This is a genomic window from Paracoccus hibiscisoli (assembly GCF_005048265.1).
GTDB lineage: Bacteria > Pseudomonadota > Alphaproteobacteria > Rhodobacterales > Rhodobacteraceae > Paracoccus > Paracoccus hibiscisoli.
In genome coordinates this window covers 98,013-119,963 of the sequence record NZ_SUNH01000004.1, presented here as the reverse complement: position 1 = coordinate 119,963, position 21,951 = coordinate 98,013, and the positions used below count along the sequence as shown (strand labels likewise).

The 21,951-nt window shown below is 68.9% G+C and carries 22 protein-coding genes; 15 read left to right on the top strand and 7 right to left on the bottom strand.

The annotated features are described in order from the left end of the window. Nucleotides 1-28 precede the first annotated feature (28 nt). Both FA740_RS02225 and FA740_RS02220 read left to right on the top strand, forming a co-directional pair. Nucleotides 29-2,074, top strand: a complete 2,046-nt coding sequence (locus FA740_RS02225) for an acetyl-CoA carboxylase biotin carboxylase subunit (protein WP_136855146.1) — start codon at nucleotides 29-31, stop codon at nucleotides 2,072-2,074. After that, on the top strand, nucleotides 2,071-2,433 hold the full coding sequence (locus FA740_RS02220; protein WP_136855145.1) for a hypothetical protein: 363 nt from the start codon (nucleotides 2,071-2,073) through the stop codon (nucleotides 2,431-2,433). The genes FA740_RS02225 and FA740_RS02220 overlap by 4 nt, the downstream gene beginning before the upstream one ends. A gap of 7 nt (nucleotides 2,434-2,440) precedes the next feature. Here FA740_RS02220 and FA740_RS02215 read toward each other — a convergent pair whose 3' ends face one another. Then, a complete protein-coding gene (locus tag FA740_RS02215) occupies nucleotides 2,441-2,842 on the bottom strand; it encodes a DUF4174 domain-containing protein (RefSeq protein WP_246053413.1) in 402 nt (133 codons plus the stop codon). Between the two features lie 50 nt (nucleotides 2,843-2,892). Here FA740_RS02215 and FA740_RS02210 point away from each other — a divergent pair, with 50 nt between their 5' ends. After that, entirely contained in the window at nucleotides 2,893-3,570 is a 678-nt protein-coding gene (locus FA740_RS02210) for a hypothetical protein (protein ID WP_136855144.1), read from the top strand. On the opposite strand, the gene FA740_RS02205 is transcribed toward FA740_RS02210, so the two are convergent. Next, nucleotides 3,536-3,736, bottom strand: coding sequence for a hypothetical protein (locus tag FA740_RS02205; protein WP_136855143.1), 201 nt, complete (start codon nucleotides 3,734-3,736; stop codon nucleotides 3,536-3,538). The genes FA740_RS02210 and FA740_RS02205 overlap by 35 nt on opposite strands. A 93-nt stretch (nucleotides 3,737-3,829) precedes the next feature. Further along, nucleotides 3,830-4,384 (bottom strand): DUF4174 domain-containing protein, encoded by a 555-nt coding sequence (locus tag FA740_RS02200; RefSeq protein WP_136855142.1) that lies wholly within the window; start codon nucleotides 4,382-4,384, stop codon nucleotides 3,830-3,832. Between the two features lie 57 nt (nucleotides 4,385-4,441). On the opposite strand from FA740_RS02200, the gene scpA reads away from it, so the two are divergent. From scpA to FA740_RS02180, 4 genes are all read left to right on the top strand, one after another. Further along, the gene (gene scpA, locus FA740_RS02195) at nucleotides 4,442-6,574 is read left to right on the top strand and encodes a methylmalonyl-CoA mutase (protein WP_136855141.1); all 2,133 of its coding nucleotides are present in this window, start codon (nucleotides 4,442-4,444) and stop codon (nucleotides 6,572-6,574) included. 126 nt (nucleotides 6,575-6,700) lie between these two features. Further along, complete coding sequence (locus FA740_RS02190) at nucleotides 6,701-7,525, top strand: glycosyl transferase (protein WP_136855140.1); 825 nt, start codon at nucleotides 6,701-6,703, stop codon at nucleotides 7,523-7,525. 7 nt (nucleotides 7,526-7,532) lie between these two features. Further along, nucleotides 7,533-7,973 (top strand): methyltransferase family protein, encoded by a 441-nt coding sequence (locus tag FA740_RS02185; protein WP_136855139.1) that lies wholly within the window; start codon nucleotides 7,533-7,535, stop codon nucleotides 7,971-7,973. A 74-nt stretch (nucleotides 7,974-8,047) separates the two neighbouring features. Continuing rightward, a complete protein-coding gene (locus FA740_RS02180; RefSeq protein ID WP_136855138.1) occupies nucleotides 8,048-9,337 on the top strand; it encodes a homoserine dehydrogenase in 1,290 nt (429 codons plus the stop codon). Between the two features lie 115 nt (nucleotides 9,338-9,452). On the opposite strand, the gene FA740_RS02175 is transcribed toward FA740_RS02180, so the two are convergent. Beyond that, nucleotides 9,453-10,379, bottom strand: a complete 927-nt coding sequence (locus tag FA740_RS02175; protein ID WP_136855137.1) for a class I fructose-bisphosphate aldolase — start codon at nucleotides 10,377-10,379, stop codon at nucleotides 9,453-9,455. Between the two features lie 199 nt (nucleotides 10,380-10,578). On the opposite strand from FA740_RS02175, the gene FA740_RS02170 reads away from it, so the two are divergent. Then, nucleotides 10,579-10,893 (top strand): hypothetical protein, encoded by a 315-nt coding sequence (locus FA740_RS02170; protein ID WP_136855136.1) that lies wholly within the window; start codon nucleotides 10,579-10,581, stop codon nucleotides 10,891-10,893. A 3-nt stretch (nucleotides 10,894-10,896) separates the two neighbouring features. On the opposite strand, the gene FA740_RS02165 is transcribed toward FA740_RS02170, so the two are convergent. Continuing rightward, nucleotides 10,897-12,099, bottom strand: a complete 1,203-nt coding sequence (locus FA740_RS02165; RefSeq protein WP_136855135.1) for a phosphoglycerate kinase — start codon at nucleotides 12,097-12,099, stop codon at nucleotides 10,897-10,899. 194 nt (nucleotides 12,100-12,293) lie between these two features. On the opposite strand from FA740_RS02165, the gene FA740_RS02160 reads away from it, so the two are divergent. The 7 genes from FA740_RS02160 to glmM all read left to right on the top strand — a co-directional run bounded on the left by FA740_RS02160 (nucleotide 12,294) and on the right by glmM (nucleotide 20,171). Continuing rightward, nucleotides 12,294-12,800, top strand: a complete 507-nt coding sequence (locus FA740_RS02160) for a peptidylprolyl isomerase (protein ID WP_136855134.1) — start codon at nucleotides 12,294-12,296, stop codon at nucleotides 12,798-12,800. Next, nucleotides 12,793-13,443 (top strand): peptidylprolyl isomerase, encoded by a 651-nt coding sequence (locus FA740_RS02155; protein ID WP_136855133.1) that lies wholly within the window; start codon nucleotides 12,793-12,795, stop codon nucleotides 13,441-13,443. The genes FA740_RS02160 and FA740_RS02155 overlap by 8 nt, the downstream gene beginning before the upstream one ends. A 91-nt stretch (nucleotides 13,444-13,534) precedes the next feature. Beyond that, complete coding sequence (locus tag FA740_RS02150; RefSeq protein WP_169306192.1) at nucleotides 13,535-16,069, top strand: putative PEP-binding protein; 2,535 nt, start codon at nucleotides 13,535-13,537, stop codon at nucleotides 16,067-16,069. Nucleotides 16,070-16,338: 269 nt separating this feature from the next. Beyond that, a complete protein-coding gene (locus FA740_RS02145) occupies nucleotides 16,339-16,989 on the top strand; it encodes a cell wall hydrolase (RefSeq protein ID WP_246053411.1) in 651 nt (216 codons plus the stop codon). 58 nt (nucleotides 16,990-17,047) lie between these two features. Beyond that, nucleotides 17,048-17,824, top strand: coding sequence for a dihydroneopterin aldolase (locus FA740_RS02140; RefSeq protein WP_136855131.1), 777 nt, complete (start codon nucleotides 17,048-17,050; stop codon nucleotides 17,822-17,824). Nucleotides 17,825-17,838: 14 nt separating this feature from the next. Continuing rightward, nucleotides 17,839-18,831, top strand: coding sequence for a dihydropteroate synthase (gene folP / locus FA740_RS02135; protein WP_136855130.1), 993 nt, complete (start codon nucleotides 17,839-17,841; stop codon nucleotides 18,829-18,831). Then, a complete protein-coding gene (glmM, locus tag FA740_RS02130) occupies nucleotides 18,828-20,171 on the top strand; it encodes a phosphoglucosamine mutase (protein ID WP_136855129.1) in 1,344 nt (447 codons plus the stop codon). The genes folP and glmM overlap by 4 nt, the downstream gene beginning before the upstream one ends. A gap of 58 nt (nucleotides 20,172-20,229) precedes the next feature. On the opposite strand, the gene FA740_RS02125 is transcribed toward glmM, so the two are convergent. Continuing rightward, entirely contained in the window at nucleotides 20,230-21,354 is a 1,125-nt protein-coding gene (locus FA740_RS02125) for an FAD-dependent oxidoreductase (RefSeq protein WP_136855128.1), read from the bottom strand. 84 nt (nucleotides 21,355-21,438) lie between these two features. Continuing rightward, nucleotides 21,439-21,861, bottom strand: a complete 423-nt coding sequence (gene dksA, locus FA740_RS02120) for an RNA polymerase-binding protein DksA (RefSeq protein ID WP_136855127.1) — start codon at nucleotides 21,859-21,861, stop codon at nucleotides 21,439-21,441. Nucleotides 21,862-21,951 lie beyond the last annotated feature (90 nt).

Here is a 21,951-nt window from a genome sequence, read left to right as displayed (position 1 = left end):
TTTCACACGCCGTTCTGGGGGGGAGCCCATGTTCAAGAAGATCCTGATCGCCAACCGGGGCGAGATCGCCTGCCGTGTCATCAAGACCGCGCGCCGCATGGGCATCGCGACGGTCGCTGTCTACTCCGATGCCGATCGCAACGCGCTGCACGTCAAGATGGCGGATGAGGCGGTCCATATCGGCCCCTCTCCGGCCAACCAGTCCTATATCGTGATCGACCGCATCATGGACGCCGTCCGCCAGACCGGCGCCGAGGCCGTCCATCCCGGCTATGGCTTCCTGTCCGAGAACCGGCTGTTCGCGCAGGCGCTGGAGGCCGAGGGCGTCGTCTTCATCGGGCCCCCCTCGGGCGCGATCGAGGCGATGGGCGACAAGATCACCTCCAAGAAGCTGGCGCAGGAGGCAGGCGTCAGCACCGTGCCCGGCCATATGGGGCTGATCGCGGATGCGAACGAGGCCGCCGCGATCAGCGCGCAGATCGGCTATCCGGTGATGATCAAGGCCAGCGCGGGCGGCGGCGGCAAGGGCATGCGGATCGCCTGGAATGACGACGAGGCGCGCGAGGGGTTCGAATCGTCGAAATCCGAGGCCGCCAACAGCTTTGGCGACGACCGGATCTTCATCGAGAAATTCGTGACCCAGCCCCGCCATATCGAGATCCAGGTGCTGGCCGACCAGCACGGCGGCGCGGTCTATCTGCACGAGCGCGAATGCTCGATCCAGCGCCGCAACCAGAAGGTCATCGAGGAGGCGCCCTCGCCCTTCCTGGACGAGGCCACGCGCGCCGCGATGGGCAGCCAGGCCGTGGCCTTGGCCAAGGCGGTGGGCTATACCAGCGCGGGTACGGTCGAATTCATCGTGGACGGGGCGCGCAACTTCTATTTCCTTGAGATGAACACCCGCCTGCAGGTCGAGCATCCGGTGACCGAGCTGATCACCGGCGTCGATCTGGTCGAACAGATGATCCGCGTCGCCGCCGGAGAGCCGCTGCCCTTTGCGCAGGAGGATCTCAAGATCACCGGTTGGGCGATGGAAAGCCGGCTGTACGCCGAGGACCCCTATCGCGGCTTTCTGCCGTCGATCGGGCGGCTGACGCGCTATCGTCCCCCGGTCGAGGTGGCGGCGGGGCCGATGCTGACGGGGGGCAAATGGCTGGCCCATGGCGCGCCCACCGGGGCGGCGGCGGTCCGCAACGATACCGGCGTCTATGAGGGCGGCGAGATCAGCATGTTCTATGACCCCATGATCGCCAAACTGTGCACCTGGGCGCCGACGCGCGCTGAGGCGATCGAGGCGATGCGCACCGCGCTGGACGGGTTCGAGGTCGAGGGGATCGGCCACAACCTGCCCTTCCTGTCGGCGGTGATGGACCATCCGAAATTCGTGTCGGGCGACATCACCACCGCCTTCATCGCCGAGGAATATCCCGACGGGTTCCAGGGTGCGACCCTGCCCGAGGATGACCTGCTGCGCCTGGCCGCCGCCGCCGCCGCCATGCACCGCGTGGCCGAGATCCGCCGCGCCCGGATCAGCGGTCGCCTGGACAATCACGAACGCCATGTCGGCGAGACCTGGGTGGTCTTTGCCGGCGGCCATGACTGGCCCGTGCAGATCAGCGCCGATCGCGACGGCGCCGATGTCGCCATCGCCGGCCGCACCCTGCGGGTCGAGGGCGACTGGCGCCCCGGACAGTCGCTGGCCCGGCTGGACGTCGACGGCCGCCCGCTGGTCCTCAAGGTCGACAAGATCCCGGCGGGCCTGCGGCTGCGGATGCGCGGCGCCGACCTGAAGGTGCATGTGCGCCGCCCCCGCGCCGCAGAGCTGGCGCGGCTGATGCCCGAAAAGCTGCCGCCCGACACGTCGAAATTCCTGCTGTGTCCGATGCCCGGCCTGATCGTCAAGGTCAACGTGGCGGCGGGCGACGAGGTGCAGGAGGGTCAGGCCCTGGCCACGGTCGAGGCCATGAAGATGGAGAACATCCTGCGCGCCGAACGTCGCGGCGTGGTCAAATCCGTCAATGCGGCGGCGGGCGAAAGCCTCAAGGTCGATGACGTGATCATGGAGTTCGAATGATCCGCACCCTGCCCGCCTGGCTGCTGGCCACCCTGATCGCCCTGACCGGGGCGGCGGGCGTGCTGGCGGTGGCGGGCGGGACGACCGTTCCCCTGGGCGGGACGGATCTGCCGCTGGCCTATGTCCTGCCGCCGCTGGTGGGGCTGGCGCTGTTCCAGCTGGTGTTCGGCACGCTGGCCGGGCGCTGGCGGGGCCTGCGATACTGGCTGATCGCGCTGCCGCTGTCGGCGGTGATCTGGGGCGGGGCGCTGGTGCTGATGCTGGACGGTCGCCTGACGGTGGATCAGGCGCTGGCCGCGGCGGTGGCGGGGCATCTGGCGGCGGGGCTGGCGGCGCTGACCGCCGGGTCGCGGCGATGACCGGGGCTCAGCGTGCCTCGCGGCGGCGCATCGGCATGCTGTCGATCAGCGCGATGATCCGGTCGGCGGTGACGGGGTCGGACTGGTCCAGCTTGACCCCGCCATCCTTGCCGATCAGCAGCACCCGGAACCCCGCGCCCGCGTCCAGCGCGTCGGCCCCCGGACCGTCGGTCAGCAGCACCACATCGCGGTCGGCCAGGGCCGCGGCCTGCGCCTGCAGCGCGGCGATCTGGTCCCGGACCTGCGCCTGCGGGCCCAGCACCAGAACCGGGCGCGCCTGCCAGCGAAGCGCGCGCAGCGTGTCGCCCTCCGCCGGTGTCACGGTCAGCGCGGTCGCGCCACGCGCGGCATCGGCGGGGGCCATCACGGGCCACAGGGCCATCACGGCAGTCAGGCACAGGCGGGTCATCGGCGATCTCCTTGTCATGACAGGACGCGCGGGGCGCACGGCAGGTTCCCATGGCCCCGCTTGACGCCCATCTCAGCCCGCAATTGCAGCAGGCGGTCGTCACCGGCCTGTTCGTCGCTATCGGCTGGATCGTGGTCGCGGCCCAGACCCGCCGCCGCGACGCCGCCCTGCGCCGCGCGCGCGAGACGGACCTGCAACGCGCCCTGCTGGCCGAGATCCGTGCCCATGTCTTTGCGCTGGAACAGCAGACCCCGACACCAGAGGACGCGGCCCTGCTGATCGCGCGCATGGCCACGGGCGATTTCGTCCCCACCCTGCCCCAGCATGCGAATGACCGCATCTTTGGCGCGGTGATCGCCGATATCCATATCCTGCCCGCGCCGATCATCGACCCGATCGTGCTGTATTACCGGCTGCTGTCGATCATGGGTGCGCTGGCCACGGACCTGCGCCGCATCGCGCGCAACGATCCGCCGCGCGCCGCGCAGATGATGGCCGATTACCTGTCGCTGATGGAGGAGACCCGCGATACCGGCATCCAGGCCATTCGCGTGCTGACCGAAAGCCTGCAGGGCGGCGCCGAGGCTGTGAACCGGATGCTGGATGCGGATGAGACGGCGTCAGCGGCGCAGATGGCGCAGCGCCTGCCTGCGGAACTGGCGCAGATGCGCGACCGTCTGGCCGCGCGCGATGTCAGTAGCCGATCTTCGGACCGGAGAGACCGGTGATGGGCCGCAATCCGATGGCGCGCACGATCTCGTTGGCGCGGCTGACGGCGGTGGGCTTTGGCTTGGCCTCGGGGCGGGCGGCACCGATATCGGCGCGGCGCGGGGCTGCCGGGGAATGGGATGGCGCTGCGGATGCGGCGCTGCGGTCTGTACGCGATGTGGCCATGATCCTGTCCTCTCAAGCACCGGACACCCTGCCCGATGCTGTCCATGATATAGGGAACGCGCCGCAAATCCACAAGTTTCGCGGGTGCCCGGCCTATCGCAGCAGGCTGCCGCGCCCGACCTCCTGGCGGCGCAGCGGCAGCCGGTCGATGGCGCGCCCGATCTCGCGCACGTCCCAGGGGCTGGGGCGGCGGATCTTGACCTGTCCGTCCTTGTCGATCACCAACAGCGAAAAGCCCTGGGGCCGCAGCTGCTGTCGCCAGAGGCTGTTCGCGGCAGGATCGCTGTCGATCACCACGACCACGTCGCGCCCCGCCAGGGCCGCGGCGCCACTGCGCAGGGATTCGACCTGGCGCAGGAAGGACGGATCGTCGGGCGTGTCGGCAAAGACCACCACCGGCCGCTGCGTCCACAGGAACGCATCCGGCCGCACCTCACTCGCGTCCAGGATCTGCATCGCGGCGCCGGGACGCACCGCGTCAGTCTCTGGTTGGTTGGGCGCGGGTTGCTGGCTCTGGACCGGTGGCAGGCGGGCGGAACTGCCCTGCGACCGGGTGTCGCGCACGTCCTCCGCATCGGGTGCGGGCGCGTCGCGCGCCGGGCCCATGGCGGCAAGCGCCATCACGAAAATCATAAATTTCAACTTCATCGGCACCTCGTCATGCTTTGAATATAGGGCAGGACGGGCCGCAGGAAAGGATGGATCATGACAAAACCCACACTGCAGGAATGGCGCAAGCTGGCCGAGACGGAACTGAAGGGCCGTGACCCCGACAGCCTGACCTGGGACACGCTGGAGGGGATCGCCGTCAAGCCGCTCTATACTGCCGCCGATCTGGAGGGCATGGGGCATCTGGACGGCCTGCCCGGCATCGCGCCCTTTACCCGCGGCCCGCGCGCCACGATGTATGCGGGCCGCCCCTGGACGATCCGGCAATATGCGGGCTTTTCCACGGCCGAGGCGTCGAACGCCTTTTACCGCAAGGCGCTGGATGCGGGACAGCAGGGCGTGTCGGTGGCCTTCGATCTGGCGACCCATCGCGGCTATGACAGCGACCATCCCCGCGTCGAGGGCGATGTCGGCAAGGCCGGCGTGGCCATCGATTCGGTCGAGGACATGAAGATCCTGTTCGACGGCATCCCCCTGGACCGCGTGTCGGTGTCGATGACCATGAACGGCGCGGTCATCCCGATCCTGGCGAATTTCATCGTCACCGGAGAGGAGCAGGGCCATTCGCGCAAGGTGCTGTCGGGGACCATCCAGAACGACATCCTCAAGGAGTTCATGGTCCGCAACACCTATATCTATCCGCCCGAACCCAGCATGCGGATCATCGCGGACATCATCCAGTACACCTCCGATGAGATGCCCAAGTTCAACTCGATCTCGATCTCGGGCTATCACATGCAGGAGGCGGGCGCGAACCTCGTGCAAGAGCTGGCCTACACCCTGGCCGACGGGCGCGAATACGTGCGCGCCGCCATCGCCGCCGGGATGGACGTGGACGCCTTTGCGGGGCGGCTGTCGTTCTTTTTCGCCATCGGCATGAATTTCTTCATGGAGATCGCGAAACTGCGGGCCGCCCGCCTGCTGTGGCACCGGATCATGACCGAATTCGCGCCGAAAAAGGCGGGCAGCCTGATGCTGCGCACGCATTGCCAGACCTCGGGCGTCAGCCTGCAGGAGCAGGACCCCTACAACAACGTCATCCGCACCGCCTATGAGGCGATGTCGGCGGCCCTGGGCGGCACGCAATCGCTGCACACGAACGCGCTGGACGAGGCGATCGCCCTGCCCACGGAATTCAGCGCCCGCATTGCCAGGAACACTCAGCTGATCCTGCAGGAGGAGACGGGCATCACCAACGTGATCGACCCGCTGGCCGGCAGCTATTACATCGAGAGCCTGACGGCGGAGCTGGCCGACAAGGCCTGGGCGCTGATCGAGGAGGTCGAGGAGATGGGCGGCATGACCAAGGCCGTGGCCTCGGGCATGCCCAAGCTGCGCATCGAGGAGACGGCGGCGCGCCGCCAGGCCCTGATCGACCGGGGCGAGGACGTGATCGTCGGCGTGAACAAGTACCGCAAGGCGACCGAGGACCCGATCGACATCCTGGACATCGACAACGTCGCCGTCCGCAAGAGCCAGATCGAGCGGCTGGAGCACATCCTCGGCCAGCGCGACGAGGCGGTCGTGACCGCCACCCTGGCCGAGATCACCCGGCGCGCCCGCGAAGGGGGCAACCTGCTGGAGGCCGCGGTCGAGGCCGCGCGCGCCCGCGCATCGGTCGGAGAGATCAGCACCGCGATGGAGGAGGTGTTCGGCCGCCACCGCGCCGAGGTTCGCACCCTGGCCGGGGTCTATGGCGCGGCCTATGAGGGCGACGAGGGGTTCGCGCAGATCCAGCGCGACGTCGAGGCCTTTGCCGAGGAGGAGGGCCGCCGCCCCCGCATGCTGGTCGTCAAGATGGGTCAGGACGGTCATGACCGCGGCGCCAAGGTGATCGCCACGGCCTTCGCCGATATCGGGTTCGACGTCGATGTGGGCCCGCTGTTCCAGACGCCCGAGGAGGCGGCGCAGGACGCGGTGGACAACGATGTCCACGTGATCGGCATCTCCAGCCAGGCGGCGGGGCACAAGACGCTGGCGCCGAAACTAATCGAGGCGCTGAAGGCGGCGGGCGCGGGTGACATCCTGGTCATCTGCGGCGGGGTCATTCCCCAGCAGGATTACGATTTCCTGCGCCGCGCCGGGGTCAAGGCGATCTTTGGCCCGGGCACCAACATCCCCTCGGCGGCGGCGGACATCCTGGCGCTGATCCGCGCCACGCGCCCCTGAGGATTGCGTCCCGCGACGGCGGGGGGCCAGCCCCCCGCACCCCCCGCCGTCAGCGCCCGTCGCAGGCCGGGCTTGCCCAGCAGGGCGGGCTGTGAAACCCTGCGCGCAAAGCGGATGGGAACAGCGATGAACGACGGGCGCAACGGATCGATCAAGCAGATCATCTGCATCAAGTGGGGCACCAAGTTCGGGCCGGAATACGTCAACCGCCTGCATGCGATGGTCGCCCGCAACATCACGCCGCCGTTTCGTCTGTATTGCTTTACCGATGACGGCACCGGGCTGCATCCTGACGTGGCCGTCCGGCCCCTGCCCGATTTCGCCTATCAGGCGCCGGTCAACACGCGCGGCAAATGGCCGAAATCGCGGCTGTGGGGCGATCTGGGCGACGTGACGGGGGTCGTGCTGTTCCTGGATCTGGACGTCATCGTCACCGGCGATCTGGATGCGTTCTTTGCGCATGGCGACCCGGACGACACCATCCTGGGGCTGAACCCCAACACGCCGTTCGAAAAGATGGGCCAGACCTCGGTCTATCGGATGCGGGTGGGCAAGCTGGCGCCGCTGCAGCAGATCTTTGCCGCCGATCCGCAGGGGGCGGCGGATACCTACAAATACGAACAGCGGTTCGTCACCCGCAATGCGCCCGGCGGGGTCCGGTTCTGGCCGCGCGGATGGCTGGCGCATTTTCGGTTCCACTGCGTGCCGACCTTCCCGACGAACTACTGGCGCGATCCGCGCATTCCGGCGGGCACGCGCATCGTGATGTTCCCCGGGAGCCTCAACCCGCCCGACGCCATCCTGGGGCGGTGGGATGAGGCCGATCAGGCCCGCCCGCCGCTGGCCCATCTGCGCGCGGCCTTTACCGGCGACCGCCGCGAAGGCTTCCTGAAGCATCTGCGTCATTACGTCCGCCCCACGCCCTGGGTCGCGGATCTGTGGCGCGAATGACGCCCGGATGCGCCTGACACCAGATCTGCCGCCGGTCTGGCTGGCGGGCTTTGCGGGCGTGGCCTGGCTGACAGGCCAGGTGCTGCCGCCGCTGGCCCTGCCCGCCTGGCCGGGATGGGTGCTGGTGGGCGCGGGCCTGCTGCTGGCGGGCTGGGCGGCGCTGACCATGGCGTGGGCGCGCACGACCGTCGATCCGCACGGCCAACCGTCAGCCCTGGTGGCGCACGGACCCTTCGCATGGTCGCGCAACCCGATCTATCTGGCCGACCTGCTGATCCTGCTGGGCCTGTGCCTGATGTGGAACGCATGGCCCGCCGCCCTGCCGTTGGCCTTGGCCTTTGCGCGCGTCATCGCGACCCGGTTTATCGCGCCCGAGGAACGCCGCCTGGCCGCCCTGTTTCCAGCCGAGTACCCCGCCTACGCCGCCCGCACGCGCCGCTGGATCTAGACGCGACCGCATCGCGCGTTGCAACAGGCGGCCCGGCGCGCTAACACCCGCGAAATCAAGGATGAGAGGCACTCATGTCGTCCCCCCTCCGCCTCGGCATTGCCGGGCTTGGCACCGTCGGGATCGGTGTCGTCAAGATCGTGCAGAAACACGCCGACCTGCTGGCGATGCGCTCGGGTCGGCCCGTGGCGATCACCGCGGTCAGCGCCCGCGACCGCATGAAGAACCGCGATGCGGACCTGTCGGGCTATCGGTGGGAAACCGACCCGATGGCCGTGGCCACCGCCGATGACGTCGACCTGTTCATCGAGCTGGTCGGCGGCGACGCAGGCATCGCCCGCGACAGCATCGAGGCCGCGCTGCGCTCGGGCAAGGATGTCGTGACCGCCAACAAGGCCCTGCTGGCCATGCACGGTCAGGACCTTGCGCAGCTGGCCGAAAGCCTGGGCCGCGTGATCCGCTTCGAGGCCGCCGTGGCGGGCGGCATTCCGGTCATCAAGTCGATGACCGAATCGCTGGCCGGCAACCGCATCACCCGGGTGATGGGCGTCATGAACGGCACCTGCAACTACATCCTGACCCGGATGGAAAGCGCGGGCCTGCCCTATGACGCCGTCTTCGAGGAGGCGCGCCAGCTGGGCTATCTGGAGGCGGACCCGACCCTGGACGTGGGCGGCATCGACGCGGGCCACAAGCTGGCGATCCTCTCCTCGATCGCCTTCGGCACGCAGGTCAACTTCGACGCCGTCGAGATCGAGGGGATCGAACGCGTCAGCATCGATGACATCCACCGCGCCCGCGACATGGGCTATCGCATCAAGCTCTTGGGCGTGGCGCAGATGACCGCGCGCGGGCTGGAGCAGCGTATGTCCCCCTGCCTCGTGCCCGCCGACAGCCCCCTGGGGCAGCTGGTCGGCGGCACCAACATGGTGGTGATCGAAGGCGACAGCGTCGGTCAGATCGTCCTGCGCGGCGCCGGTGCCGGCGAAGGCCCCACCGCCAGCGCCGTCATGTCCGACATCGTGGAAATCGCCCGCGGTGTCCGCCTGCCGGTCTTCGGGCAGCCCGCCGATACGCTGACGGTGGCCCAGCCCGCCCGCACGGCCGTCCCCGCCGCCTATTACATCCGCCTGGAGCTGCAGGACAAACCCGGCGCCTTGGCCAAGGTCGCGACAGTCCTGGGCGATGCCGGCATCTCGATCGACCGGATGCGCCAATACGGTCAGCACAGCCCCGCCAGCGTCCCGGTCCTGGTCGTCACCCACAAGACCACCCCCGAGGCCATCGATTTCGCCATCGAGGCCCTGCCCCGCACCGGCGTCCTGGTCAGCGACCCGGTGGAGCTGCGTATCGAAGAGGTGTGAAAAAGGGGGCCGAAAGGCCCCCGTCCTGCGCCGTCAGGCGCTTGATGGCGTCGCGCCCCCTCGGGGGCGCGTCCGCTGGATCGCTCAGGTGTCCGCCGATCAGGCGCCCCCCGGATCAGGCACCCTTGTAGATGTCGACCAGCTTGCCCAGCATCTCCAGCGCATCCTCGCGCGACCGCTGAAAGCTGTTCCGCCCGATGATCGAGCCGTTGCCGCCGCCGTCACGGATCGCACGCGCGTCGTCGAACACCGCATCGACCCCCTTGGCCGCACCGCCCGAGAACACCACGATACGCCGCCCGCCAAAGCTGGCCTGCATGCAATGCGCGACCCGCTTGGCCTGGCTGGACACGTCGATGCCCTTTTCCTCATAGACCTTCTTGGCCTCGGGCAGCATCAGGTGGTCGGTGGACAGCTTGATCTTGATGATATGCGCGCCGATCAGCGCCGCGATCTGGGCGGCATAGGCTGCCACGTCGATGGCCGTCTCGCCGTCCTTGGTCACGGCCTCGCCGCGCGGATAGGACCAGATGACCGTGGCCACGCCCTTGGCGGCGGCCTCGCGGCGCATCTCGACGATCTCCTCGAACATGTCCAGCGCCATGTCCGAGCCGGGATAGATGGTGAATCCCACCGCCGCACAACCCAGACGCAGGGCATCGTCCACCGACGCGGTGATCGCCTGGTTCTTGCCCGCCGTGTCCGACATCAGGCTGTTGGCGCTGTTGACCTTCAGGATGGTCGGGATCTGGCCCGCGAACGTGTCCGCGCCCGCCTCGATCATGCCCAAGGGCGCGGCATAGGCGTTCAGCCCGGCATCGATCGCCAGCTGATAATGATAATGCGGGTCGTATCCGGCCGGGTTGGCCGCAAAGGACCGTGCGGGGCCATGCTCGAACCCCTGGTCGACGGGCAGGATGATCATCTTGCCGGTACCGGCCAGCTTGCCGGTCATCAGCATGCGCGCCAACTGCGCCTTCACGCCCGGCGTCTCGCCTTCGTAATTGGCCAGGATGCGGCGCACCGTGTCGGTCATCTGCATGGGACTCTCCTCTATTTCGGCTGCTGGATAGCATGCAGACCACCCGCGGCAATGCTGGTTACGCTAACAAATACAGGGGGATTTGCGAACGCCGCCAGCCCGCGCACGTTATCGCTAAAACCTTAACGACAGTTGAATCGAGTTTCAGGCGAATTTTCGTCATATCATGGGGTCAGGCCCGTGCCCGAAAGGAGAAGCCATGTTCATGACCACGACCCTGGCGCATTACCAGGTGCCGATCTTCGGCATCGGGTCCAGCGCCCTGGAGACCCGGATCGGCGCGGATCAGCGCGCGATCTGGATGCGCCCGATCTCATCCGGCGCCACCCAGACCGAGATGCTGCCCGCCCTGACGGTGCAAAGCCCCGAACGCGTCACCCCGCCCCTGGCCTATTTCCAATGGCTCAAGATGCTGTCGGATTATGAGACGCAGGCCCGGGGCCTTCCCCCGGCTGCCGGCCCCGAAGGGCCGACCGTGGTGCCGGGCGATGCAGGCCAGCCCGCATCACCCTAGGGGTCAGCGCCGCGCGGCCTCCAGGGCTGCGACGCCCGGTAGGGTCTTGCCTTCCATCCACTCCAGGAACGCGCCGCCCGCGGTGGAGATGAAGGTAAAGCTCTCTGCCGCCCCGGCCTTGTTCAGCGCCGCCACGGTATCGCCACCCCCGGCGACCGAGACCAGCGCGCCCTGCGCGGTCAGCTCTGCCGCCGCACGGGCTGCCGCATTGGTGGCGGCATCGAAGGGCTCGATCTCGAACGCGCCCAGCGGGCCGTTCCAGATCAGCGTCTTGCAGGCCGTCATGGCCTGGCGCAGCGCCTCGACCGTGTCGGGACCGGCATCCAGGATCATCGCATCCGCCGGGCACTGATCGACCGGCAGCGTCTCGGATGCGGCACCCGCCTTGAATTCGCGCGCGACAACGATGTCCACGGGCAGGTGGATCTTGCACCCCGTCGCCTCGGCCTTCTCCAGGATGGCGCGGGCGGTGTCGGCCATGTCGCGTTCGGCCAGCGACTTGCCGACCTCGACCCCCTTGGCCACCAGGAAGGTGTTGGCCATGCCGCCGCCGATCACCAGATGATCGACCTTTTCCACCAGGTTCGTCAGCAGCTCCAGCTTGGTCGAGACCTTGGCCCCGCCCACGACCGCCATGACCGGCCGCTGCGGATCGCCCAGAGCTGCGTCCAGCGCCTTCAACTCGGCTTCCATCAGACGGCCCGCACCGGCGTTCAGCAGCCGCGCCAGCGCCTCGGTCGAGGCATGTGCCCGGTGGGCTGCCGAAAACGCATCGTTCACATAGGCCCCGCCCAGCGCCGCCAGCGATGCCGCAAAGGTGGCGTCATTGGCCTCCTCTCCGGCATGGAACCGCGTGTTCTCCATCAGCGCGACCTGGCCCGGCTTCAGGGCCGCCACGACCCGCTTGGCCGGTCCGCCGATGCAGTCATCGGCAAAGACCACCTCCTGTCCCAGCGCGGCCTCCAGCGAGGGGACGATCTGGCGCAGGCTCATGGCGTCGACGCGCTGTCCCTTGGGGCGGTCGAAATGCGCCAGCAGCACCGGGATGCCGCCCTTGGCCTGGATGTCCTTGACGGTGGGGACGATCTTTTCGATCCGGGTGGCGTCCGTGACCTGCCCGTTCTCGACCGGCACGTTCACGTCGACGCGGGTCAGCACGACCTTTCCGGCAAGATCCATGTCGTCGATGGTATTGAACTTGGCCATGTCGCATCCTTCGGTGTCGCAATGTCGCGAACTTGTCCCGCATGGCGGTCGCGCCGTCAACCACAGCCGTTCGGCAAAGCCTTGCCGGGACCACCCGCGGCGGGCCTGTTCCGCGCACCGTCACGGTTTCGCGCGTTGCCCTTCGGCGCATCAATCCCTAGATCAGGGGACGAACACGGCAAAAGGAGGCCCGCATGGCCGAGATCAAGGATCCCGAGAACACCATCGTCATCACGCTGAAGGACGGTCCCGTCGTCATCGAGCTGCTGTCGGATGTCGCCCCCAAGCACACCGCGCGCATGAAGGAACTGGCTCGCGCCGGCGCCTACGACAACGTGGCCTTTCACCGGGTAATCGACGGCTTCATGGCCCAGACGGGCGATGTCGCGAATGCCAATATGGAAAAGAACTACAATCCGGGCCGCGCCGGCACGGGCGGTTCCGACATGCCGGACCTGCCGGCAGAGTTCTCCAAGCTGCCGCATGACCGGGGCACCATCGGCGCCGCACGGTCGCAGAACCCCAACAGCGCGAACAGCCAGTTCTTCATCAACTTTGGCGACAACCATTTCCTGAACGGTCAGTACACGGTCTATGGCCGCGTGATCGAGGGCATGGAGCATGTCGACAAGATCGCGCGCGGCGAACCCCCGGTGAACCCCGACCGCATGATCAGCGTCAAGGTGGCCGCCGATGCGTAAGGTCGCCCTGATCCCCGCCCTGCTGATGCTGGGCACCGCCGCCACCGCGCAGGGCACCAACCCGGCCGTCGAGGATACCGACGGCCCGAACATGGTGATCGAGGTCGCCGATGCCGAGGGCAATTCCAAGGGCACGATGGTTCTGGACCTGCGCGAGGACCTGGCCCCCAACCACGTCGCCCGCCTGGTCGAGCTGGCGCAGTCGGGTGCCTATGACGGCGTCGTCTTCCACCGCGTGATCGACGGCTTCATGGCGCAGACCGGCGACGTGCAGAACGGCCGCCAGGATGGCGACACCGCCATGGCCGGCATGGGCGGCAGCGACCTGCCCGATCTGGAGGCCGAGTTCAGCGACGCCACCTTCGATCGCGGCACCGTGGGCATGGCCCGCGCGATGGACCCCAACAGCGCGAACAGCCAGTTCTTCATCGACCTGGCCCCCGCGCCCTTCCTGGACGGCGAATACACCGTCGTCGGTCAGCTGATCGAGGGCTGGGACGTGCTGGACGGCATCAAGAAGGGCAACTCTGCCGCCAATGGCGCGGTCGAGGAACCCGACTACATGCTGTCGGTCACCATCGCCGATGGCAGTGAGCCCGCCGAGGACGCCGCCCCGGCCGAAGAGACCGAAGCCGAGGGCTGAGGCCCCGCGACACAAAGGATCAGGGGGCCTCGGCCCCCTTTTTCGCACTTGCGGCATTGGCGTCGGACCGCCATGCTCTGCCCCCATGGACATGCCCCACCCCTCTCAGGCGACGCTGATCACCCCCTCGGGGCGGATCGACCGTGCCGATCACGGCTGGCGCGCGAAATGCCTGCAGCGCCTGGTCCGCATGGACCTGCCCGTGCCGCGCAGCTTTGCGATCTCTGCCGATGCCGTGCGTATGATCGCGCAGGGGCGCCCCGTGGCCCCCGACGTGCTGAGCGAGGTGTTCGCGGGCAGCGGTCTGGTCAGCGTGCGCCCCTCGGCCGTCATGCCGGAATGGGGCGGGCCGGGCACGGTGCTGAACGTGGGCATCAACGACGCGCTGCACGGGCGGCTGGCCGCAGCCATCGGGCGGCAGAACGCCGATGCGGTCTATCTGTCCTTTGTTCAAAGCTATGCCATCCATATCGCGCGGCTGGACCCCGACATGTTCAGCCAGGATGGCGACGGCGCGCTGGCCGATGCCCTGCGCTGCTATCACGACGAGATGGACCAGCCCTTCCCCCAGGACCCGGTCGAACAGCTGAACCAGGTGCTGCGCAGCATGGCACGGGCCTGGGACGGCCCCACGGCGCGCCTGCTGCGTCAGGCCAAGGGCGCGCCCGCCGATGCGCCCCTGGGCCTGGTGGTGCAGGAGATGGCGCTGGCGCTTGGACCCGGCATCTGCGGCTCTGGCACGATCCAGTTCATCGACCCCGTCACAGGCACACCGCGCGTCACGGGGCGCTTTCGCGGCCAGCGCCACGGCGCCACCATCGGCACCGGGGCCGAGACGCTGTATCTGACCCGCGACGATCGCGGCCCCTCGCTGGAGGAGACCGCGCCCGAGATCTTTGCCGACCTGGTCCGCTTTGGCATCGCCGCGCGCGAGCGTCTGCGCGAGGAGATGCAGATCGAGTTCGTCGTCACCGGCGGCCGGATCAGCGTCATCGACGCGGTGCGCGTGACGCGCGGCAGCCGCGCCAGCGTGCGCATCGCCGTCAGCCTGGCCCGCGACGGCATCATCCCCCCCGAAGAGGCGCTGATGCGGGTCGAACCGCGCGCCCTGGCCGATCTGCTGCACCATCAGGTCGACCCGCGTGCGCCGCGTGACGTGATCGCGCGCGGCATCGACGCCAGCCCGGGCGCCGCCACCGGGCGCATCGTCTTTACCGCCGCCGCTGCGCAGTCGTCGCATGCCCGTGGAGAGCCCTGCATCCTGGTGCGCCGAGAGACCATCCCCGAGGATATCCGCGGCATGCATGCCTCGGTCGCGGTGCTGACCGAACGGGGCGGCACGACCAGCCACGCGGCGGTCATCGCACGCGGCCTGGGCCTGCCCTGCATCGTGGGCGCCAGCGGCCTGACCATCGACGCCCGCGCCCGCACCGTCCGCGCCGGCAGCCGCACCCTGCGCGAGGGCGACGAAATCACCATCGACGGCAGCTCGGGCGAGGTTCTGGCGGGCGCGGCCGTGCTGCTGCCCCCCGCGCTGGACGATGCCTTCACCCAGCTGATGGATTGGGCGGCCGAGGCCGGAGGTCTGGGCGTGCGCGCCAATGCCGACACCCCCGAGGATGCCGAGACCGCCCGCCGCTTTCAGGCCCAGGGCATCGGCCTCTGCCGGACCGAGCACATGTTCTTTGACGCCGAGCGCCTGCCCGCCATGCGCGAGATGATCTTTGCCGACACCCCCGAGGATCGCCGCCTGTCGCTGGATCGCATCCTGCCCATGCAGCGCCAGGACTTCACCCGCCTGTTCGAGATCATGGCCGGGCTGCCCGTCACCATCCGCCTGTTCGACCCGCCGTTGCACGAATTCCTGCCCCATGACCGCGAGGGGCTGCGCGAGCTGGCCGAATTGCTGGACCTGCCCTTGTCCGACGTCACCCGCCGCGTCGAGGCCCTGACCGAGTTCAACCCGATGTTGGGCATGCGGGGCGTGCGCTTGGGGATCACGGTGCCGGAAATCTATGACATGCAGGCCCGCGCCATCTTCGAGGCGACGGTCGATGCCAGCCTCAAGGGCGACCCCATCGTCCCCGAGATCATGATCCCCCTGGTCAGCGCCATGCGCGAGGTCGAGCTGGTCAAGACCCGCATCGACGCCGTCGCCGCCGCCGTCAGGAACGAACGCCGCACCGATTTCACCTATCGTTTGGGCGTGATGGTGGAAACGCCGCGCGCCGCCCTGCGTGCGGGCGACATCGCTGCGCATTCAGCCTTCCTGTCCTTTGGCACGAACGATCTGACGCAGATGACCTACGGCCTGTCGCGCGACGATGCAGGCCGCTTCATGGGCGCCTATGTCGGCCAGGGCGTCTATGCCGAGGACCCGTTCCACGTCCTGGACCAGGACGGCGTCGGAGAGCTGGTGCTGATCGGCGTGCAGCGCGCCCGCCAGCAGAAACCGGGCATCACCATCAGCGTCTGCGGCGAACATGGCGGCAACCCTGAATCCATCGCGTTCTGCCATCAGGCGGGGGTGGATTACGTGTCCTGCTCACCGTTCCGGGTGCCGGTCGCACGGCTTGCGGCGGCGCAATCCGCGATCCGGGGACGGGCTGCCGCGCCCCTGCGCTGATTCTGCAACTGGCAGTTGCGGATTTGCCATCCATATGGTTGCACATAACGCCAGATGCGCCGGAACCCGCCTGTCTGCACAAAACCGGCTGGCGGAATGCTGCCCAAATTCGGCCTGAACGGGCCTGTTCGGGATCTCACGCGGTTGTGGGATGGCCGTGTGGGTCGTGAAAAACCTAATTACTTCGTCAGCCCGCCCGGCGTGACAGTCTGCTCCTGTTCGACCGGGCATTAATGGCCCGTCAACACGGGTCCGATATAGGACTGACCATGCCCAAGCTGCCCAACCGGCTGGCGCGCGCCTGTCTCTGTGCCGTCACAGCCTTGCCCCTTTTGACCACGACCGCCTCGGCCGGAGGCAACGGATCGCTGTTTTCCGCCGATGCCGGGATGTTCGGTGCCCTTCAGGCCGCCGCCAATGCCCCCCGTCCCACGCCCCTGCTGTTCACCGATGCCGAACCCGCTCCGCTGGAGATCGCCCCCGATACCCCGGTCGAGACTCTGCACCTGGCCAGCACGCGCCGCGGCTTTTCGCGCGACGACCTGAACTGCATGGCCGAGGCGCTGTATCACGAGGCCCGCGGAGAGGGGCGTCAGGGCCAGCTGGCCGTAGCCGAGGTCATCCTGAACCGCGTGGACAGCGGCACCTTTCCCTCGACCGTCTGCGGCGTGATCAACCAGCCCAGCCAGTTCAGCTATACCATCGGCGGCGCCAAGCCGATCCGCAACAAGGCCGCCTATCTGCGCGCCCAGGACATCGCCTCCGAGGCGCTGGCCGGTGCGCCCCGGCAGCTGACCGGGGGCGCGACCTATTTCCACACCCCCGCCGTCAGCCCCGCCTGGTCGCACCGCTTCCAGCGCACCGTGCAGATCGGCCGGCACATCTTTTACCGTGGCAACCAGCGCGTCGCCTCGAACTGAGGGGGCTGCGGCCGCGGCGGGGCTTGCCCATGCCGCGGATTTCGGGTGAATGGCGGCTATGGAACATCCCGACCGCATCTTTCTGCGCGACCACGTGCTCTCGGCCGAAATCGGCGCCTTTCAGTCCGAGCGCGGGCAGGATCAGCGCCTGCGCTTCAACTTGACCGTCGACCTGCGCGAGAGCGTCGCGGGGGCCGAGGATCACGTCGATCACGTGCTGTCCTATGACGTGCTGACCCAGGCCGTGGACACGGCCATGGCCGATCAGCGCTATAACCTAGTCGAGACCCTGGCCGAACGCATCGCCGCCGAGGTCCTAGCCCATCCCCGCGCCGCCCGCATCCAGGTCAGCGTCGAAAAGCTGGATCGCGGTCCGGGCGCGCTTGGCGTGTCGATCATCCGCCATCGCGGTCGCGTGCCCGCCACCGGGGTCGAGGCGCCGGTGACGATTCTGGTGCACGGGCCGGACGCACCCGTCCCGCAGGGCGCGGTCGTGGTCGTGCCGCGCCATGATGCGCCCGTCCCGGCCGGTCCGCACGGCCGCAGGCTGGCGCTGCTGGCGCTGGACCAGGCGGCCTGGACCCTGGCCGGCGCGCTGTCGCTGGAGGTGGCCGAGACGCGGACCGAGCTGGACGCCGCGATCCAGCTGCGCCAGCCGGTGATCTGGGCCCCCACGCGGCTGGCCGCCGATGCCATGCCTGCGGGCGACACCGCCGACAGCCTGGCGCTGTGGCTGGCCGGGCGCCTTGGCGCGCATCGCGTTGATTTCGCGCTGCCGCCGCAGGTGCCGCTGCCCGAGGCGCCCGACGGCGTCACCGTGGCCCGCCTTCCCTGAGACTGATCCCTACCATGTCCACGGACCGCCTGTATTACCGCCCGATTCCCCAGGCCCAGGGGGGCCGCTGGCCGCTGGCCGGGGGCTGGACCGGGTTCAGCGCGCTGGAATGCCTGCAGCGCGGCCACGCCCCCCGCGTCGTGACCGACTCCCCCGATGCGGTGATCGCCGCGCTGACCGCGCCCCGCGCGGGCCTGATGGGTTTGGCGCTGGACCGCCCCCGCCTGATGGGCATCGTGAACGCCACCCCCGACAGCTTTTCCGATGGCGGTCATTACGATCCGGTGGCCCAGTGCCGCGCGCTGATGGAGGCAGGGGCCGACCTGCTGGATATCGGCGGCGAATCGACCCGCCCCGGCGCGGAGGAGATTGCCCCGGCTGATGAGATCGCGCGCATCCGCCCCGCGCTGGAGGCCGCGCGCGGGCTGCTGCCCGTATCGGTCGACACCCGCAAGGCGGCGGTGGCCCAGGCCGCGCTGCAGGCGGGCGCGGGAATGGTGAACGACGTGTCTGGGTTCGACTTTGATGCGGACCTGCCCGGATTGGTGGCGCAGGCAGGCGTGCCCGTCTGCCTGATGCACGCGCAGGGCCTGCCCCAGACCATGCAGGACGATCCGCGCTATGACGACGTGCTGCTGGACGTCTATGACGCGCTTGAGGCGCGGATCGCGCGGGCGGTGGCGGCGGGCATCCCAGCCCACCGCATCGTGATCGACCCCGGCATCGGCTTTGGCAAGACCGAGGCGCATAACCTGGCCATCCTGCGCCGGATTTCGCTGTATCATGGGCTGGGCTGTCCGATCCTGCTGGGCGTGTCGCGCAAACGCTTCATCGGCCGGATCGGGGGCGCGGAATTGCCTGCCGATCGTGTGCCGGGTACGCTGGCCTTGACCGTGGCGGCCATCGCCCAGGGCGTTCAGATCCACCGCGTCCACGACGTGGCAGAGCATGCACAGGCGCTGCGGCTGGTCGCCGCGCTGAACGAGACGAGGGAGGCAGGGCAATGACCCGCAAGCTGTTCGGAACCGACGGGGTGCGCGGTCGCGCCAATACCCATCCGATGACCGCCGAGATGGCGCTGCGCCTTGGTGCCGCCGCCGGGCGCTATTTCCGGCGCGACGGGCGCAACCGGCATCGCGTGGTGATCGGCAAGGACACGCGCCTGTCGGGCTACATGCTGGAGAACGCGCTGACGGCGGGGCTGACCAGCACCGGCATGAACGTGCTGCTGCTGGGGCCGGTGCCGACGCCTGCGGTGGGGTTCCTGACGCGGTCGATGCGGGCGGATCTGGGGATCATGATCTCGGCCAGCCACAACCCGGCCGAGGACAACGGTATCAAGTTCTTCGGCCCCGACGGCTTCAAGCTGTCCGACGAGGCGGAGGCCGAGATCGAGGCCATCGTCACGGGCCAGATCGACCCGGCCCAGCCCGGCAATATCGGCCGCGCCAAGCGGATCGAGGACGGGCGCGGCCGCTATATGGAATATGCCAAGACCACCTTTCCGGCGGGCCTGCGTCTGGACGGGCTGAAGGTGGTGCTGGATTGCGCCCATGGCGCGGCCTATCGCGCCGCCCCCGAGGTCCTGTGGGAGCTGGGCGCGGATGTGATCCCCCTGGGGGTCAAGCCGGACGGCTTCAACATCAATGACGGTGTGGGCAGCACCCATCCTCAGGCCTGCGCCGATGCGGTCCGCGCCCATGGTGCGCATCTGGGCATCAGTCTGGACGGCGATGCCGACCGGGTGGTGATCGTGGATCAGACCGGGCGCGTGGCCGATGGCGATCAGATCATGGCGCTGCTGGCGGGCCGGTGGGCCGATCAGGGCCGCCTGGCGGGGGGCGCGCTGGTCGCCACCGTCATGTCGAACCTGGGGCTGGAGCATTACCTGTCGGCGCGCGGCCTGCGGCTGGAGCGCACGCAGGTCGGCGACCGCTATGTGGTCGAGCGGATGCGCGAGGGCGGATTCAACCTGGGTGGAGAGCAGTCGGGCCATATCGTGATGACCGACTATGCCACCACCGGAGACGGGCTGGTCGCGGCGATGCAGGTTCTGGGCGCGATGGCCGAGACGGGACTGGCGGCCAGCGATCTGGTCAGCCAATTCGACCCGGTGCCGCAGATGCTGAAGAACGTGCGCTATGCCGCGGGGGCCGACCCGCTGGCGGCGGAGCCGGTCAAGCGGGTGATCGCGGATGCCGAGGCGCGGCTGGCCGGGTCAGGCCGGGTGCTGATCCGCAAGTCGGGGACCGAGCCGCTGATCCGGGTAATGGCCGAGGCCGAGGACGAGGCCGTCCTGCGCGAGGTCGTCGACGGGATCGTCGCCGCGGTCGAGCACGCCGCCTGATTGCGTCCCGCGACGGCGGGGGGCCAGCCCCCCGCACCCCCGCCGTCGCACTGGGTTCTCAGGGGGTCACGGCAACCGGGTCGTGGTCGTAGAGCCAGTCGAAGCGCCCGGGCACCAGCCCCGGTGCCAGCCGGTCTGCAAGGCGCAGCACGCCGTGCGCGACCACCCGTTTCGCGCCGCCGAGGTGATAGTTCCCGGCATTGGCGTTGGCCGCGTCAATGATCCGCGTGACACGCGGCACGCGCAGCGCCTGATAGCGGGCCAGGGCGCGCGGCTGATCGGCGTCGGCGTCGAGGCAGGCGGCGAGGGTCCAGGCATCCTCGATCGCCATGCCGGCGCCCTGTGCCAGGAAGGGCAGCGTCGGGTGGGCGGCATCCCCTAACAGGACCAGGCGGTCGTCGTGCCAGCGCGGCGCCACGGGGTGGCGGAACAGGCCCCAGAGATGCACTTGAGTCACCGCTGCCAGCCAGCCGGGCACCGGGCCGGCAATTCCCGCGAAATTGCGCCGCAGCAGCGCCGGGTCGCCGGGGTGGGACCAGCCCTCGTCCTGCCAGTCGCGGCGCTCCTCTACGGCGACGATATTGCGCAGGCCGCCGCGCAGCGGATAGCTGACGAGGTGGCGACCGGGGGCCATGAAGACCTGTGCCTCGGGCGGGCCGCCTGCATCGGGGATCAGCGCGCGCCATGCGGTCTGGCCGGTGAAGAACGGGGCCTGCGTGCCGTTCAGCGTGCCGCGATGGGTGCTGCGCAACCCGTCCGCGGCGATGGTCAGCAGGTCGTCCGGCGCGGACGTGGCGTCAAGGCCCAGCCGGAGGGTGACGCCCGCTTGCGTCGCGGCATCGGCCAGCAGGTCTATCAGCCGGGCGCGATGGATCAGCAGGAACCGGGCATCGGGGCGGTGGCGCATCAGGTCCATGCGCAGCACGCGGCGGCCCCGCGCATCGTTCAGCTGCACCGCGCGGTTGCGCAGGGCGGCGGCGTCCAAAGCCGGGCCAAGGTCCAGCGCATCCAGGACCCGGACCGCGTTGGCCGAGATCTGGATGCCCGCGCCGACCTCGGTCAGGGCGGGCGCGCGTTCCAGCACCGTCACCCGCGCGCCGCGCCGGGCCAGCGCCAGGGCGGCGGTCAGCCCGCCGATGCCAGCGCCGATCACGGTCACGGGGCGGTCGCGCAGCGCGGTCATGCGGGTTCCTTTCGGATGTGGCCTCGGATGCCAGAAGGCCCCGCGCGGGGGCGGGGCCTTGCTACGGCGGATCGCCAGCGCTGGTCAGTCGTCGCGGTGGACGCGTTCCTTGCGCTCGTGACGCTCCTGCGCCTCCAGCGTCATGGTGGCGATGGGGCGGGCGTCCAGACGGCGCAGGCTGATCGGTTCGCCGGTCATCTCGCAATAGCCGAAATCGCCGGTCTCGATGCGGCGCAGGGCCTGGTCGATCTTGCTGACCAGCTTGCGCTGACGGTCGCGGGTGCGCAGTTCCAGCGCGCGGTCGGTTTCCTCGCTGGCGCGGTCGGCCAGGTCGGGAACGGCGCGGGCGCTGTCCTGCAGACCCTCCAGCGTTTCGGCCGACTGGTCCAGCAGTTCCTGTTTCCAGGCTTCCAGTTTCCGCCGGAAATATTCGAGCTGACGCTCGTTCATGAAGGGTTCGTCCTCGGCGGGACGATAATCCTGGGGAAGGAAGGTCTGGGCTTTCATACGTCCTCCGGCGGCGCCGGGCGGAGCAAAATTTCCGGCACCTTGCGCGCCCCCATAAAGTATGACGTCCTGCTTGTCACTAGGGTTCAG